Origin of the sequence: Brevibacterium sp. S111, from assembly GCF_004745075.1 — a bacterium.
Classification (GTDB): Bacteria; Actinomycetota; Actinomycetes; order Actinomycetales; family Brevibacteriaceae; genus Brevibacterium.
Window position 1 is genome coordinate 1 of record NZ_RHFH01000011.1, and the last position, 14,172, is coordinate 14,172.

Annotated in this window: 11 protein-coding genes; 5 read left to right on the forward strand and 6 right to left on the reverse strand. The window is 64.9% G+C overall.

Annotated elements, in window-relative coordinates:
* Positions 1–1,010 precede the first annotated feature (1,010 nt).
* Complete coding sequence (locus EB836_RS13165; RefSeq protein ID WP_135541139.1) at positions 1,011–1,640, forward strand: DUF4870 domain-containing protein; 630 nt, start codon at positions 1,011–1,013, stop codon at positions 1,638–1,640.
* A 74-nt stretch (positions 1,641–1,714) separates the two neighbouring features.
* On the opposite strand, the gene hemW is transcribed toward EB836_RS13165, so the two are convergent.
* Positions 1,715–2,944 carry a radical SAM family heme chaperone HemW gene (hemW, locus tag EB836_RS13170; RefSeq protein ID WP_135541141.1) on the reverse strand — a complete coding sequence of 410 codons (1,230 nt, stop codon included), beginning with the start codon at positions 2,942–2,944 and terminating at the stop codon, positions 1,715–1,717.
* On the reverse strand, positions 2,945–4,813 hold the full coding sequence (gene lepA, locus EB836_RS13175) for a translation elongation factor 4 (RefSeq protein ID WP_135541143.1): 1,869 nt from the start codon (positions 4,811–4,813) through the stop codon (positions 2,945–2,947).
* Positions 4,814–4,932: 119 nt separating this feature from the next.
* On the opposite strand from lepA, the gene EB836_RS13180 reads away from it, so the two are divergent.
* The 4 genes from EB836_RS13180 to EB836_RS13195 all read left to right on the forward strand — a co-directional run bounded on the left by EB836_RS13180 (position 4,933) and on the right by EB836_RS13195 (position 8,375).
* Positions 4,933–5,697: an endonuclease/exonuclease/phosphatase family protein gene (locus EB836_RS13180; RefSeq protein ID WP_135541145.1), complete on the forward strand. Its 765-nt coding sequence runs from the start codon at positions 4,933–4,935 to the stop codon at positions 5,695–5,697.
* A gap of 47 nt (positions 5,698–5,744) precedes the next feature.
* On the forward strand, positions 5,745–6,374 hold the full coding sequence (locus EB836_RS13185) for a type II toxin-antitoxin system PemK/MazF family toxin (protein ID WP_135541147.1): 630 nt from the start codon (positions 5,745–5,747) through the stop codon (positions 6,372–6,374).
* 291 nt (positions 6,375–6,665) lie between these two features.
* Positions 6,666–6,926, forward strand: a complete 261-nt coding sequence (gene rpsT, locus EB836_RS13190; protein WP_135541149.1) for a 30S ribosomal protein S20 — start codon at positions 6,666–6,668, stop codon at positions 6,924–6,926.
* A 381-nt stretch (positions 6,927–7,307) separates the two neighbouring features.
* Positions 7,308–8,375 (forward strand): IS110 family transposase, encoded by a 1,068-nt coding sequence (locus EB836_RS13195; protein ID WP_135541151.1) that lies wholly within the window; start codon positions 7,308–7,310, stop codon positions 8,373–8,375.
* A 55-nt stretch (positions 8,376–8,430) separates the two neighbouring features.
* Here the strand turns inward: EB836_RS13195 and EB836_RS13200 are convergent, their stop codons facing one another.
* The 4 genes from EB836_RS13200 to EB836_RS13215 form a co-directional block, all read right to left on the reverse strand.
* A complete protein-coding gene (locus tag EB836_RS13200) occupies positions 8,431–9,507 on the reverse strand; it encodes an IS110 family transposase (protein ID WP_135541153.1) in 1,077 nt (358 codons plus the stop codon).
* A gap of 354 nt (positions 9,508–9,861) precedes the next feature.
* The gene (gene holA / locus EB836_RS13205; RefSeq protein WP_135541155.1) at positions 9,862–10,845 is read right to left on the reverse strand and encodes a DNA polymerase III subunit delta; all 984 of its coding nucleotides are present in this window, start codon (positions 10,843–10,845) and stop codon (positions 9,862–9,864) included.
* Positions 10,846–10,941: 96 nt separating this feature from the next.
* Positions 10,942–13,092: a ComEC/Rec2 family competence protein gene (locus EB836_RS13210; RefSeq protein WP_240689968.1), complete on the reverse strand. Its 2,151-nt coding sequence runs from the start codon at positions 13,090–13,092 to the stop codon at positions 10,942–10,944.
* 85 nt (positions 13,093–13,177) lie between these two features.
* Positions 13,178–14,095: a helix-hairpin-helix domain-containing protein gene (locus EB836_RS13215; protein WP_135541157.1), complete on the reverse strand. Its 918-nt coding sequence runs from the start codon at positions 14,093–14,095 to the stop codon at positions 13,178–13,180.
* Between the last annotated feature and the right edge of the window lie 77 nt (positions 14,096–14,172).

The following is a 14,172-nucleotide window of genomic DNA, read 5'->3' on the forward strand; positions in this document are numbered from 1 at the left end:
GTTCCGAAGCACCCACGTCCAGTCCGAGACTGCGTCCCGGACCAATCAGTCCTGCCCAGCATCAGCCGGCAAGACTATTCGAAGAAATCTTGGTCACCCCTTGACGAAAACCATAGGGGCACCCCCCACTCGGTCGGGCGGGGCGAGGAACTCATCGACATCGTCACAGTGAGTGGTCGACGTCGATAGACGATGCCTGCGCTTCTGTCACAGAACTGGCACAGATGTCCGGCTTTCCGCACCGCCGCCCGGTGGTGGTCTCCACTACTGTGAGAGGGCAGCAACTTCGAAAGGACCACCATGTCGAACAACCCCGGACAGCCGACCAGCGGGCGCCACGTGCCGCCGAACTATTCCCAGGCTTCGGGCCCCAGCAGCCCTGTACGCAGTCCAGCCAGAACGGTCAGCCGGTCTCCACCCAGCCCTACGGTTCCCAGGCGAACCGATCACCGAACTACGGTACGCTCTACACCCAGGTGGACTATGGGCAGTAGAGCGGTGACAACGGTCAGCCAGATTATGGTCAGCAGAGGCAGGTGGTCAATCCTGTGCTCTTCAATTCCGAGATGCTGCCCGAACACGCCTATGGTTCCGGTTCCGAACAGTTCTGGGCGGCCTCGGACTCCGAACGGACCACGGCACTGTGGCGCCACCTCGGTGCCATCTTCTTCGGGTTCGTGCCGCTCATCATGTACTTGGTCAAGAAGGACGAATCACCGTACATCCGTGAGCATTCCCGGCAGGGTCTCAACGCGATGATCACAAACACGATCATCACGACAGGAGCCGTTCTTCGTCTTCGGCTTCTTCGGGTTCCTGCTCGCCCTCGTGACTTTCGGGTTCGGTTTCCTCCTCATGTATGCCGCATTCATCGTCCCCGTGGTCTAACTTCGTCTTCTGCATCATCGCCGCCGCAGCGGCGAACCGGGGTGAGGGATACAGGTTCCCGCTCACCATCAACTTTGTGAAATGAGTCGGCGTCCGGCCGACGAATCCAGGAAGGGACAGACATGTCAGAGAATCCGCAGCGGCCCGACGACGAACCCTCGCGTCCGATGCCGCCGAACTATTCGCAGTCATCCGGTCCACAACAGCCGTACACACAGATCCCGCAGTCCGGACCCTGGCCGGCTGAGGGCTCCCAGCCGCCGTACGGGCAGCACGGAGGCTACAGCGCAGGACCTATGGGGATGTCCTCCGCTCAGTCCCCGGCCGCCTCGGTGCCCATCGGAACCGAGCTGCCCTCCGCCGCCTACGGCCCGGGATCGGTCGGATTCTGGAACGCCGACGAGACGGAGCGCACCACCGCACTGTGGTCTCACCTCGCACACGCTGCGACCTATGTCATCGGACTCGGCTGGATCGTCACCCTCGTCCTCTACATCATCAACAAGGACAAGTCCCCGTACCTTCGGCACCATGGTGCGCAGTCACTCAATCTGCTCATCATCGGCGTCATCGCCGGATTCGGCATCGGACTCATCGGCGGCATCCTCACGATCGTGGGCATCGGATTGCTCATCCTCCTGCTCCTGCCGCTGCTGACCATCTACATGATCGTCATCGAAATCATCGCGGCGATGGCCGCCAATCGCGGTGAGGGCTACCGAATCCCGATGACCCCGAACTGGATCAAGTGATCTGAGAGCCGAGGCCGGTGTCCGGGCAGTCTCTGCCCGGACACCGGCCCTTTCTCATCCCCGTTCGCGGGGTCTCACACGTATTCGGTGAGGATGCGCACCATGTGGTCTGCGAGCAGGCGACCCTGCAGCGTCGGCTGGAACCAGCCGTCCTCTGCCGCATCGTGATCGAGAAGCCCCTGCTTCACGAAGGTTCTGATCGCCTGCTGACTGCCCGGGGCCAGGGTTTCGAGACGCAGCTCGCCGTCGATGCGGGCGGCGAGCATGATCCTCTCGATCTCGCGCGTGCCCGCGTCGAGGACCTCGCGTCCGATCGACGGGGACTGTCCGGCCAGCAGCCGGTCGGCCCACGCCCGCGGGTGTTTGGCATTCCAGAACCGCACTCCCCCGACATGCGAATGTGCCCCGGGACCGTACCCCCACCAGTCGGCATTGCGCCAATACGCCATATTGTGCTCGCACCGGGTCTTTTCACCCGTCGACCAGTTGCTAACTTCGTACCAGTGCAGTCCGGCCGCAGTCATCGCCGCATCGGCGATCTCGTACTTGTCGGCCAGATCGTCCTCATCCGGCATCGACAGCTGCCCGCGGCGGACCATCGCCCCCATCTTCGTCCCCGGTTCGACGATGAGCGAATAGGCCGAGATGTGGTCGACCTCATTCGCCAGTGCCACGTCGAGGGACCGACGCCAATCCTCGATCGACTCCCCCGGCGTGCCGTAGATGAGGTCGAGGCTGAGTTCGAGACCCGCCTCCTTGACCCAGCGGGCCACCTCGGGGATCTTCTTCGGATCGTGCGTCCGGTCGAGAGTCGCCAGCACATGCGGCACCGCCGACTGCATGCCCATGGAGATCCGATTGAAACCGGCACCCGCCAGGGTCGCGATATAGGCCGGATCCAAGGTGTCGGGGTTCGCCTCGGTGGTGATCTCGACGTCGGCGGCCAAGCGGAACCGGGCGCGGATGTCGTCCATCACCCCGGCGAGGACCTCGGCTTCCAGCAGCGTCGGGGTTCCTCCGCCGAAGAAGATCGTCGCGACCTCACGATCGCCCGCCCCCGCCTCGGCGAGGGTGGACACGGACAGATCGAGCTCACGGGCGAGATTGCCGCGGTAGTCGTCACGGGAGGCACCTGGACCGAGATCCTCGGCGGTGTAGGTGTTGAAGTCGCAGTACCCGCAGCGGACCCGGCAATAGGGGACGTGGACGTAGAGGCTCAGCCCGCGGTCGGCGGCACCGATGCCCGCCGAGGCGGGAAGGGAGCCGTCGAGCGGAGGGACCTCACCGGTCGGTTGAGCGGGCACTTACTTCTTGCTGTCCTTCGTATCCGGTTCGTCGGAGGACAGCGCGGCGATGAACGCGTCCTGCGGCACCTCGACGGTGCCGACCATCTTCATCCGCTTCTTGCCTTCCTTCTGTTTCTCGAGCAGTTTGCGCTTCCGGCTGATGTCGCCGCCGTAGCACTTGCTCAGCACGTCCTTGCGGATGGCGCGGATGGTCTCACGAGCGATGATCCGCGAGCCGATGGCCGCCTGGATGGGCACCTCGAACTGCTGACGCGGGATGAGCTTGCGCAGCTTGCCGGCCATCGCCACACCGTAGGAGTAGGCGTTGTCGCGGTGGACGATCGCGGAGAACGCATCGACCTGATCGCCGTGGAGCAGGATGTCGACCTTGACCAGATCGGAGGCGTCCTGGCCGTCGTCGGAGTAGTCGAGGGAGGCATAGCCCTTCGTCCGGGACTTCAGCTGGTCGAAGAAGTCGAAGACGATCTCGGCCAGCGGCAGGCGGTAGCGGATCTCCACCCGGTCCGAGGACAGGTAGTCCATGCCCTGGAGTTTGCCGCGTCGGTCCTGGCACAGCTCCATCACCGCACCGATGAATTCGCTCGGAGTGAGGACCGTGGCCTGGACCATCGGCTCGCGGACTTCCTTGATCTTGCCCGTCGGATATTCGCTCGGGTTCGTCACGATCGTCTCGGTGCCGTCTTCCATCGTCACGTCGTAGATCACGGACGGGGCGGTGGAGATGAGGTCGAGGTCGAACTCCCGCTCGAGACGGTCGCGCAGGACTTCGAGATGGAGGAGTCCGAGGAACCCGCAGCGGAAACCGAAGCCCAGCGCCGTCGAGGTCTCCGGCTCATAGGCCAGGGAGGCGTCGTTGAGTTTGAGTTTGTCGAGGGCGTCGCGCAGCACCGGGTAGTCGGAGCCGTCGATGGGGAAGAGTCCGGAGAACACCATCGGTTTGGGTTCCCGGTAGCCTTCGAGCGGCTCGGCGGCAGGCTTCGCCGCCGCCGTCACGGTGTCACCGACCTTCGACAGGCGCACGTCCTTGACGCCGGTGATGAGGTAGCCGACCTCACCGACGCCCAAGCCCTTCGTCGCCTTCGGTTCGGGTGAGGAGGCGCCGATCTCGAGCAGTTCGTGAGTCGTGCCCGTCGACATCATCTCGACCTTCTCCCGCGGGGTCAGAGAACCGTCGATGACGCGCACATAGGTGACCACGCCGCGATAGGTGTCGTAGACGGAGTCGAAGATCATCGCCCGGGCCGGAGCCTCGGCGTCGCCGACCGGGGAGGGAATGTCCGTGATGATCCGGTCGAGGACCTCCTCGACGCCTTCACCGGTCTTGCCGGATACGAGCAGGCAGTCCTCGGGTTCGCAGCCGATGAGGTTCGCGAGCTCGTCGGCATACTTCTCCGGCTGCGCCGCGGGCAGATCGATCTTGTTGAGCACGGGGATGATCGTCAGATCGTTCTCCATGGCCAGGTAGAGATTGGCCAGAGTCTGGGCCTCGATGCCCTGAGCGGAGTCGACGAGCAGCAGCGCGCCCTCGCAGGCGGCCAGGGAGCGAGAGACTTCGTAGCTGAAGTCGACGTGGCCGGGGGTGTCGATCATGTTCAGCGCGTACGGGGTGTCCTCGTGCTCCCACGGCATGCGCACCGCCTGGGACTTGATGGTGATGCCGCGTTCGCGTTCGATGTCCATCCGGTCGAGGTACTGGGCGCGCATATCGCGGTTCTCGACGACACCGGTCATCTGGAGCATGCGGTCGGCGAGAGTCGACTTTCCGTGGTCGATGTGAGCGATGATGCAGAAATTGCGGATCAGCTCGGGTGAGGTGGCAGACGGTGAAATCCGCTTGAGTGCTTCCTTATTCACCTGAGGTGACATGAACGCCCTTCCTTTGACAGATCAGATCTCCAGACAGACCAGATCACTCATTCTTTCATGACTTGCATGCGGAGCTGGAATCCGCGCCCATTCGGGACCCGATCAGGGAAGATGGAGCCATGAGCGAATTCTCGATCATGAGCTTCAATCTGCGCTACCCGGCGATGGACGGCCACCCGGTGGCCGAGCGGATGCCGATCGCCGCCGAGCTCATCCGCGCCGCCCATCCGCACATCATCGGCACCCAGGAAGGGGAGCTCGATCAGCTCGAGACCCTCATCAGCCTATTGCCCGAAGAGTACATCTGGCTCGGCGAGGGCCATTCCGGCGGCAATTCCGGAGAGTTCACCGCGGTGATCCTCGATTCGACCCGCTTCGATGTCGATGCCGTCGATATCTCCTGGCTGTCAGAACAGCCCGAGACCGTCGCCTCGGAGTCCTGGGGCGTCTCGCACGCCCGGACCCTGACGACCGTCGACGTCCGCGATCTCGACACCGGCCGCGGCCTGCGGGTGCTCAACACCCACCTCGATCACAGGTCCGAACGTGCCCGGCTCGAGTCGGGGCGGATCATGGCCGACACCATCGCCGAGGCGGCCGGCCCATGCGTCGTCACCGGTGACTTCAACGTCGCCACCGGATCTCCCGTCTACGACTTCTTCTGCTCAGAGCTCGGCCTCACCGACACGGCCGCTGAGGTGCCCGGCGAAGACATCGGCACCTTCCACCGGTACCGGGGACCGAAGGCCGGCGAGCCCCGCATCGATTGGATCCTCACCACGGCGGGCCTGCGCACGATCTCCACGCGCATCGACACGTTCGCCGTGGAGGGGAAGTACCCGTCCGATCACTTTCCCGTCGAGGCGGTTCTCGAGTTCACCTGACTCTGCGGGTCCCGCCGGAGTTCACGCACCTCCATTAGGCTGTGGGCATGAATTGGAAATCACTGGTCAACCGGGCTGCTCGGATCGGGGTCCGGGAGGGCCTGCGCTATCTGCGTCAGTCGCAGTCGAAGAGGAAGTCCGGCACTGCACCGGGCCGCACCGATGTCCCGCGGCAGTCTCCCGCGCCGCAGGGCGGCAGCACCGGGACGAGCGGTTCGCAGTCGAATGGCCCGAACAGGTCGTCAGGATCTGGTGAATCACCTCGATCCGGCGGTGCCTACCCGGGTGACTTCACGGGCCCGCTCAAGGTCAGCTACTCCCCCGACCTCGACGGCGAGGCCGATCCGGGCGAGGTCGTCTGGGGCTGGATTCCCTTCGAAGAGGACTACTCGCAAGGCAAGGACCGGCCGTCGCTGGTCGTCGGTCGGGACGGGAAATGGGTGCTCGCGCTCATGCTCACGAGCAAGGACCATATTCCCGGAGGGGTCGGCGAAGTCCGCGAGGATCGGCACGCCCGCTGGATGAACATCGGTTCCGGTGACTGGGATTCGCAGGGCCGCCCTTCGGAGATCCGGCTCGACCGCGTCATCCGACTCGATCCGACGTCGATCCGCCGCGAGGGGGCGATCATGCCGCGTGAGGTCTTCGACCACGTGGCGAAGAACGTCGGCGCCTGAGACTTCTCTCCCCGGTCTCAGTGCCGTCTCTGCCGAGTGCCGGTGTCGTCCCATGGCGCGCGTCACCTGCCGTCGGTCTGCACCGCCGACACCCTCATGCCGCGGATTTCCGGCCGGGGACTCCGGCCTGTATCATTGGTTGCTGTGTCTTCATCAAGGCGTGTGTCTCGCCGAGGTCGGGTGAAGATGCCGTCGGATCCGATATCGTCGATGTGTTTCCCCGCGGAGACGGTCAGGTCGGTCCGATGCGCCCTCACGACCATGTACCACTAACACGAAAGAGTGTTGAAATTGGCTAATATCAAGTCACAGATCAAGCGGAACAAGACCAACGAGAAGGCTCGTCAGCGCAACAAGGCTGTCCGGTCCGAGGTTCGGTCCTACGTCCGCGTCGTGCGCGAGAACATTGCTGCCGGCAAGAAGGACGAAGCGCAGCAGGCATATGCTGCCGCGGCCCGCATGCTCGACAAGGCTGTTTCGAAGGGTGTTCTGCACAAGAACAACGCTGCGAACCGCAAGTCGCGCATGGCTACGCAGATCAACGCTCTCTGAGCTGACGACTGAGGCTATAGCTTCACGGGGTCCGGTCCGAAAGGATCGGACCCCGTGTCTTTTTCCCCCTAATTGCTACTGTGAGTATTGATAGTGGCTGGTCTGGGACTGGCTGGCAGAGTAGGGACTGACCGTTCCATCGATCATCATGACTCTAATTGCTACTGACTCCAACGATGTCCTCGTCGGGATCTGTCTGGTGATTGGTGGGCGGTCGGCACCGGCTCGGCCCACATCGATAACTTGATCAGAAGGTTGTCCGTTCCTGATCGAACGTGACTCATCACAGTAGTGTTTCGACGTGACTATCTCCCGGACCGGAGCCGACCGCGTTGACGGTCGGACCTCATCCGTTCCGACACAGGAGAATCACGAACCGTCATGACTATCATCTCGCATTTGTACGCGTTTGTCGTTGGCGTCGACACTCACGCGAAGAACCACGTCTACAGTGTGCTGACCAAGTCTGGTGAGCACGTCGATACTGCTGCATTCCCGACGACGAAAGCCGGCATCAAACGTGCCCTGACGTGGGCCGGCCGCCGTACCGGCGGGGACCTCGAGACCCTGTGGGTCATCGAGGGCATCGGCACGTACGGAGCGATCCTTGCCGACCATGTCGCCGAGGCTGGGTACACAGTCGCCGAGGCCGCCAGCATGGATGCTCGCGACCGGTATGCCACGGGCAAGGACGACCGGATCGATGCCCGACGGATCGCTGGCACGGTCTTGTCGATGGATGAGTCGCGGCTGCGGTTCCCCCGGCAGGCTGATGGGCCGCGTCAGGGACTGCAGATCCTGGTCAAGGCGCGGGAGTCCATGACCCGGGAGAAGACCCGGACTGTCAATGCGCTCACCGCGCTGTTGCGTACTCATGACCTCGGTATGGATGCGCGTCGGAAACTGTCGGTCGTCAAGATCCACGCGGTTGCGAAGTGGCGGATCAGGAACGAGTCTGTGGCACTTACCGAGGCTCGTCGGGAAGCGATTCGGTTAGCCAAACGCGTCGTCGAAGTCGATGCCGATATCAAGGACTACGCCACCCGGATCGAAGCTTTGGTCAAGGACAGCCCGGCTGCGGTGTTGCTGGCTGAGCCGGGGTTTGGTCCGATCACCGCGGCTGTGTTCTACCTGGCGTGGTCGCATCCTGGGCGGGTGCGTTCAGAGGCTGCGTTTGCGAAGCTGGCGGGGGTCAGCCCGATACCGGCGTCGTCGGGGAATGTGGTGAGGTTCCGGCTTAATCGCAGTGGTGATCGTCGGTTGAATTCTGCGTTGTACATGGTGGCCATCACGCGGCTTTCTCACCAGAAGAGGTCCCAGGCATACATGGCTAAACGGCTTGGCGAGGGGAAGACGAAGAAGGAGACCATCCGGTGCATGAAGCGTCACTTGGCCCGTTCTGTGTATCGCATTCTCGAGGCCACGAACTCGATCGGCCAAGCCGCTTGACAGACATAGAAGGATCTCGACGGGCGCCCAGCAACCTCGATCCTTCTATGTCTTGTCAAGCGGATTGAGGAACGGTATCTAGCGCGTTGAGGATCCTGAAGATCCGGCGCGCTAGATACCGTTTGAGCTTGCGCCTGATTTCCTTCTTCGACTTCTTCGTCGGCTCCTCACCGTAGTGCTGGGCAACGTATTCTCGGGTTCGCTCGTCATGGACCATCCGGTTCATGATCACTGTGTGCAGGGCCCGGTTCAATTGCCGGTCCCCACCCCGGTTCAACCGGTGTCGGTGCGTGTTGCCCGACGACGCAGGAATCGGATTCACCCCGGCCAGGGCTGCGAATGCAGCCTCGTTACGGACCCGCCCCGAGTGGGACCATGCCGTGAAGCACACGGCGGCACTGAACGGGCCGATCCCGGGCTCGGCCAGCAAGGCAGCCGCCGGGCTGGCCTCGATGAGTTCGGTGAGTTTGTCGAGGTTGCTTGCCAACTCCTCATCGAGGTCAAGGACGCGTTTGGCCAATCGGATCGCCTCAGCTCGGACAGTGGACAGGCCGATGTCTTCTTTCCTGTCCCGCCATTTCGAGATCTCAACGAACTGATCGGCCGTTAACGGCTTGCGTGCATCGAGCCCCAGGTCGTTGGTGCGCACCAGCGCGGTCAAGGCGTTGATCGAACGGGTGCGTTCGGTGCTCATCGCGTCCCGGGCCGCCAACAGGACACGTAATGCCTGACGTATCCCTTCGCCCTGGCGCGGCCACCGCAACTGGTCGGCATCCAACGGCAATACGGATGCCGCGATTCGGCGGGAATCGAGCTCGTCGCTCTTACCCACCCCGTGGCGGGCTTTGGCATCCATACGAGCGGCCTCGACGACGGGATACCCGGTCGCGGCGATGTGCCCGGTCAGCACCGCCCCGTACGAAGCAGCACCTTCAACGACCCAGAGCGTGTCGAGGTCACCGTCGGTGCGCCGGCCAACCCAGTTCATTGCTCGTTTAATGCCCGCCGAAGTGGTTGGGAAGGTGCCGGTGTCGATGAGGGCACCGGTGCTGGTGATGATCGTGTAGACGTGGTTTCTGGCGTGTGTATCGACGCCGATGAAGAAACTGTACAAGTGCGCGACAATGGACATAGCGGTTCGAAGCTCCCTGTTTGACCGATAGGTTGTACGGCCGCTTGCGGCCGGTACCGGTCCGGGTAGGAATCACTTCGGAACAACACTGTGATGAGTCACGCCCCCGGTCTTTTGGGGGTGGACAGCCTTCTGATCAAGTTACCGATGTGGGCCGAGCTGGTGCCGGCCGCACCATCCATGTGATCGGACAAATCGAGGTCACGACACCACTGTGTGGGTCAGCGCGAGGTGGAGTCACGATCACAGGATGGAGAGGCCAACACCTACTCTGCCAGCCAGTCCCAGACCAGCCACTGTCAATACTCACAGCGCGAGGTTGCTGGGCGCCCGTCGGGTAGCAAGTGGTGGGGGTTAGCGGATGCGGGCGAGGCGGCTGACCTCGGAGACGAACCATTCGACGGCATACACCGGGTCACGTCCGCCACCTTTGACGGCCTCATCGGCTTCGGCGGCGGCGATGAGCGACTGGCCCAGCGCCACTTCGTTCCACCGCCGCACCTCGCGTCGGGCGCGGTCGACCTGCCACGGCGCCATCTTCAGCTCCGAGGCCAGCTCCCCGCTGGTGCCGGAGAACCCCTGCACCTTCGCCATGCCGCGCAGCTTCATCGCCACTGCGGCCACGAGCGGAACCGGATCGGACCCTGTCGACAGGGCATGCCGGAGCAGGCTGAGCGCCTTCTTCACATCCCCGGCCACGGCCGCATCGGCGACCTTGAACCCGGTCGCTTCGACCCGCCCGCCGTAGTACTGGTCGACGACTTCGGCGGTGATGGTGCCTTCGGTGTCCTCGATGAGCTGGTCGACACCGGCGTTGAGCTCGGCCAGATCCGATCCCAGCGCCGACATGAGCGCAGCCATTCCCGCCTCATCGATCCGACGCTTCGCCGTTTTGAACCGGGTCTGCGCGAACTTCGCCCGGTCGCTCTCGTTCTTCAGCACGGCCGCATCGATGCGCGGGAATCCGGCGGCGTCGAGTTTCTTCACCAGCTTCGCACCGCGGTTGCCGCCGGCGTGCAGGAGCAGCACGACGGCATCGTCATTGGGTTCGTCGAGGTAGGCCAACGCATCGTTGAGGAAATCCTCCGAGCATTTCTCGACGGCGTCGACGACGATGAGCTTCGAGGAGGAGAAGAGGGAGGGTGAGGCCGCCATGGCCAGCTCACCGGTCTGGTACCCGGCCGCGTCGAATTCGATCTCCTCGGGATCGGACTTCCGTGCCGCTGTGACGATCCGGTCCTTGGCCATGCGCACAAGCACCGATTCGCTGCCGGAGATCATGACGACGGGGGCCGGTTTCGCCGAACTCCACGGGACCAGGGTCTTCTTCACTGCCATGGTTCCCAGCCTATCGCGGTCGACAGACGCGAACCGCACGCACCGGCCCGTGCGACCACACCGAGGCGGTCGCCCCCGGAACCGGTCCGCTCCTTCTCATCCCGGGCTCTCCGGGCAGCCGCGGCCCGTGCTGAACCGTCCTTCGGCATAGAGGGCGACCGACCCGCAATGGTCGGTCCGCAGCACCGGCACGGGTCCGAAAGCCCGCAGCGATCTGCCGGTGGGGTGCCCGTAGCTGTTCTCCCCGACGGACACGACGCCCAGGCGCGGGTGTGCAGCGGTGAAGAACTCCGTCGCCAGATCGGACGAACCGTGGTGCGGGGCGATGAGCACATCGACCGGCTGCACACTCTGCGCGAGCACGAACTGCTCCTCGGCCCCCACGTCCCCGGGCAGCAGAGTGCTCAGCCCCTCCTGCTCGATGCGCACGACCAGCGAGTCCTCATTGCGCAGCTCCTCGTCCTCTCCAGCAGGCACTTCCCGCCGAGGCGGCCACAGCACCTGCGCCGTGGTCGCACCGAAGCTCAGAGTCTGCCCGCGATGGGTCGGGACCACCTCGGCGCCGGTGTCGGCGACCATCCGCTTGGCCTCGGCCGAGTCGGCGACGTTCGCGGACACGAAGAGCCGGTCGATCTGCCTCCCCCAGGTCGTTCCCGCGTACCCGGCGAAGTGGTCGGCGTCGAAGTGGGAGATGAGCAGGTCGAACTCTTCGACCCCGGACTCGTCGAGGCAGATGTCGATGGGTTCGGATTCCTTGCCGGTGTCGACGACGAGCCCCCGACCCTCGCCGAGGTTGATGACCGCTCCGGATCCCTGCCCGACATCGCAGACGAGGACGAGCCAGTCGGCGGCGGGAGGTTTCGACCGCACACTGATGACGACGGCGGCGGTGAGGACGAGGCACAGGACGAGGACCGGCAGACCCCATAGGCGACGACGCACGAGCAGCCAGGTCCCCACCGCGGCGATCCCGAGCAGCCCCACAGCCAGCAGGGTCCCCCAGGGTGGGACCGGCCAGTCGAGAGCCGCTCCGGGCAGGCCCGCGCAGAACCGGGCGATGAGGACGATCCACCACGCGGGCAGAGAACCGAGCCAGGCGAGCACGGCCGCGACGAGGTCCGGGCCGAGCAGTCCGGTGGAACCGATTCCGGAGCTCACGAGGCTGAGGAACCCGGCCACGGTCGCCGGAAGAACGGCGGGCGCGGCCAGGGCGTTGGCTGCCACGGACCAGAGCCCGATGCGCGGGTCGATGGCCACGAGGACCGGGGTGCAGGCCAGTTGGGCGACGAACGGGACGATGACAGCGGTGACGAGCACGCTCGGCAGCAGCGGGAAATGGACGGCGAGTCGGCGCAGCAGGATCGGGACGACGAACATGATCGCGGCCGTGGACACCACGGACAGGACGAACCCCACCGAGGTGGCCAGGACCGGGACGAAGGCCAGAAGCAGGCTCGCCGTCGAGCACATCACCGCCACCGGTGAGATCCCTCCCCCGCGCAGGAACACGAGCGCCGCGGCGATGGCCATGCCGGCGGCCCGGATCGCGCTGGGTTCGAAACCGACGATGAAGACGTAGCCGATGCAGGTGAGCACTCCGATGCTCACACGCAGGCGCGGTCCTGCCCGGCAGGCGCCCGCGAGCAGGCCGGCTCCGAGGCTGACGATCGTGACGTTGCTGCCCGAGACCGCTGAGATGTGGGTGAGCGAGACAACTCGCATCTCCTCGGCCATCCGCGCGTCCTGTGGTCCGGTGTCCCCGACGACGAGTCCGGGCAAGAGGCGTCCTCCGTCGTTGCCGGCGGCCAGCGCGTTCGTGCGCAGCTCGGTGCGCAGATGCTCACGCCATTGCCAGGTCCCATTCGGTGCGATGAGCACTTCGGGGGCGGTCTCGGTCGTTCGGATGTCGTCGAGGCGTTCGGTGCGCATCCGCACCTTCGCCCCGTCGTCGACGGCTTCGGGGCTGAGCACCTCGGTGAACCCGGTGCCGCTGAGCAGGGTCAGCCGGGTCCAGCCGGTGGCACCGGGCTGGCTGTGACCGACGACGATGCCGACGCTCTCGTCCTTCCCGTCCGGTCCCCGTGCGGCGGTCAGGGCGGTGATCTGTATCGTCAGCAGGCACGCGAAGACGACGAGACCCACGCCGAGGTGGTGGTGCCGTCGCAGGAGGAGAAACCCGAGGGCACCGAACAGCGGCGTCAGTGTCAGCGCCCAGGGTCCTGGGGCGAAGAGGGCACTGGTCCACAACCCTGCCGCGCAGCACAGGAGCCGGACCGACCCCGGCCACAGTTGAACCCGCGATCGCAGCCAGGCCGACACGGCCGCTGCGCGTTCAGCCCACCGTGACAAGGTCTTTGAGGCTTTCGAAGGTCTTCGGTCCGATGCCTTTGACGAGCAGCAGATCCTCGACGCTTGCGAACGGTTGGCTCTGCCGATGGCTGATGATGGCCTCGGCGGTGACCGGACCGACCCCGGGCAGGGTCTGCAGGGTGGTGAGGTCGGCGGTGTTGAGATCGACCTGTCCTGCCGCTTCAGGGCCACCGGCGGCCCCGCCTGCTCCTGCTGGGTCCGGCCCGGTGCCGCTGGAACCGTCTGCGCCGGTTCCGGCCTCGGCGCCGGCGCCTTCGGCCGCGCCCGCGGTGTTGCCGGCCGACTCCGGTTCTGTCCCGGCGGGTTCTTCTCCTTCCTGCGGAATGTGGATCTGTTCGCCGTCGGCGAGCACCCGGGCCAGATTCACCGATTCGGCGTCGGCCCCCTCTTTCAGACCGCCGGCGGCTTCGACGGCGTCCTCCACTCGGGCCCCGCTGTCGAGAGTGACCACGGACGGTGATCTCACGGCTCCCGTGACATGGACGATGACCTGTCCGGCTGCCTTCGCCGAGGCGGTTCCCGCCTCCCCATTGCCGGTTCCCGCCGCTGCAGCCTGGCCGGACTCATCGTCCCCGGCCGTCGTCGAGGACCCGACCGGTTCGGAGGCTGCTTCCCGACCGTCGGCCTGCTCTGCGGGGTGTTCGCCGGTGGCTGTCGGTGTGTGCCGGTCGGCGGGGCGGAAGAGGAAGAATCCGAGGACGAGCACTCCGACCGTGGCGATGGCGACCGCGACGAGGACAGGCAACCGCACCCGCCGAGGTGCCACAGGCTCTTCCTCACCGGCGGAGTCGGCGGTGAAGACATCGCCCGGCACCCACCCGCCGCGCTCGGCGCTGGCGTTGAGGAGCCCGGCGAATCGATCATCCGGAGACACAGCCATGGTCCGAGGCTAGGACGCGACCCGGCGGCGAGCGAGACACAGAAAAGGGCCTGTGGACGGCGTTTCTGCGTCCCCAG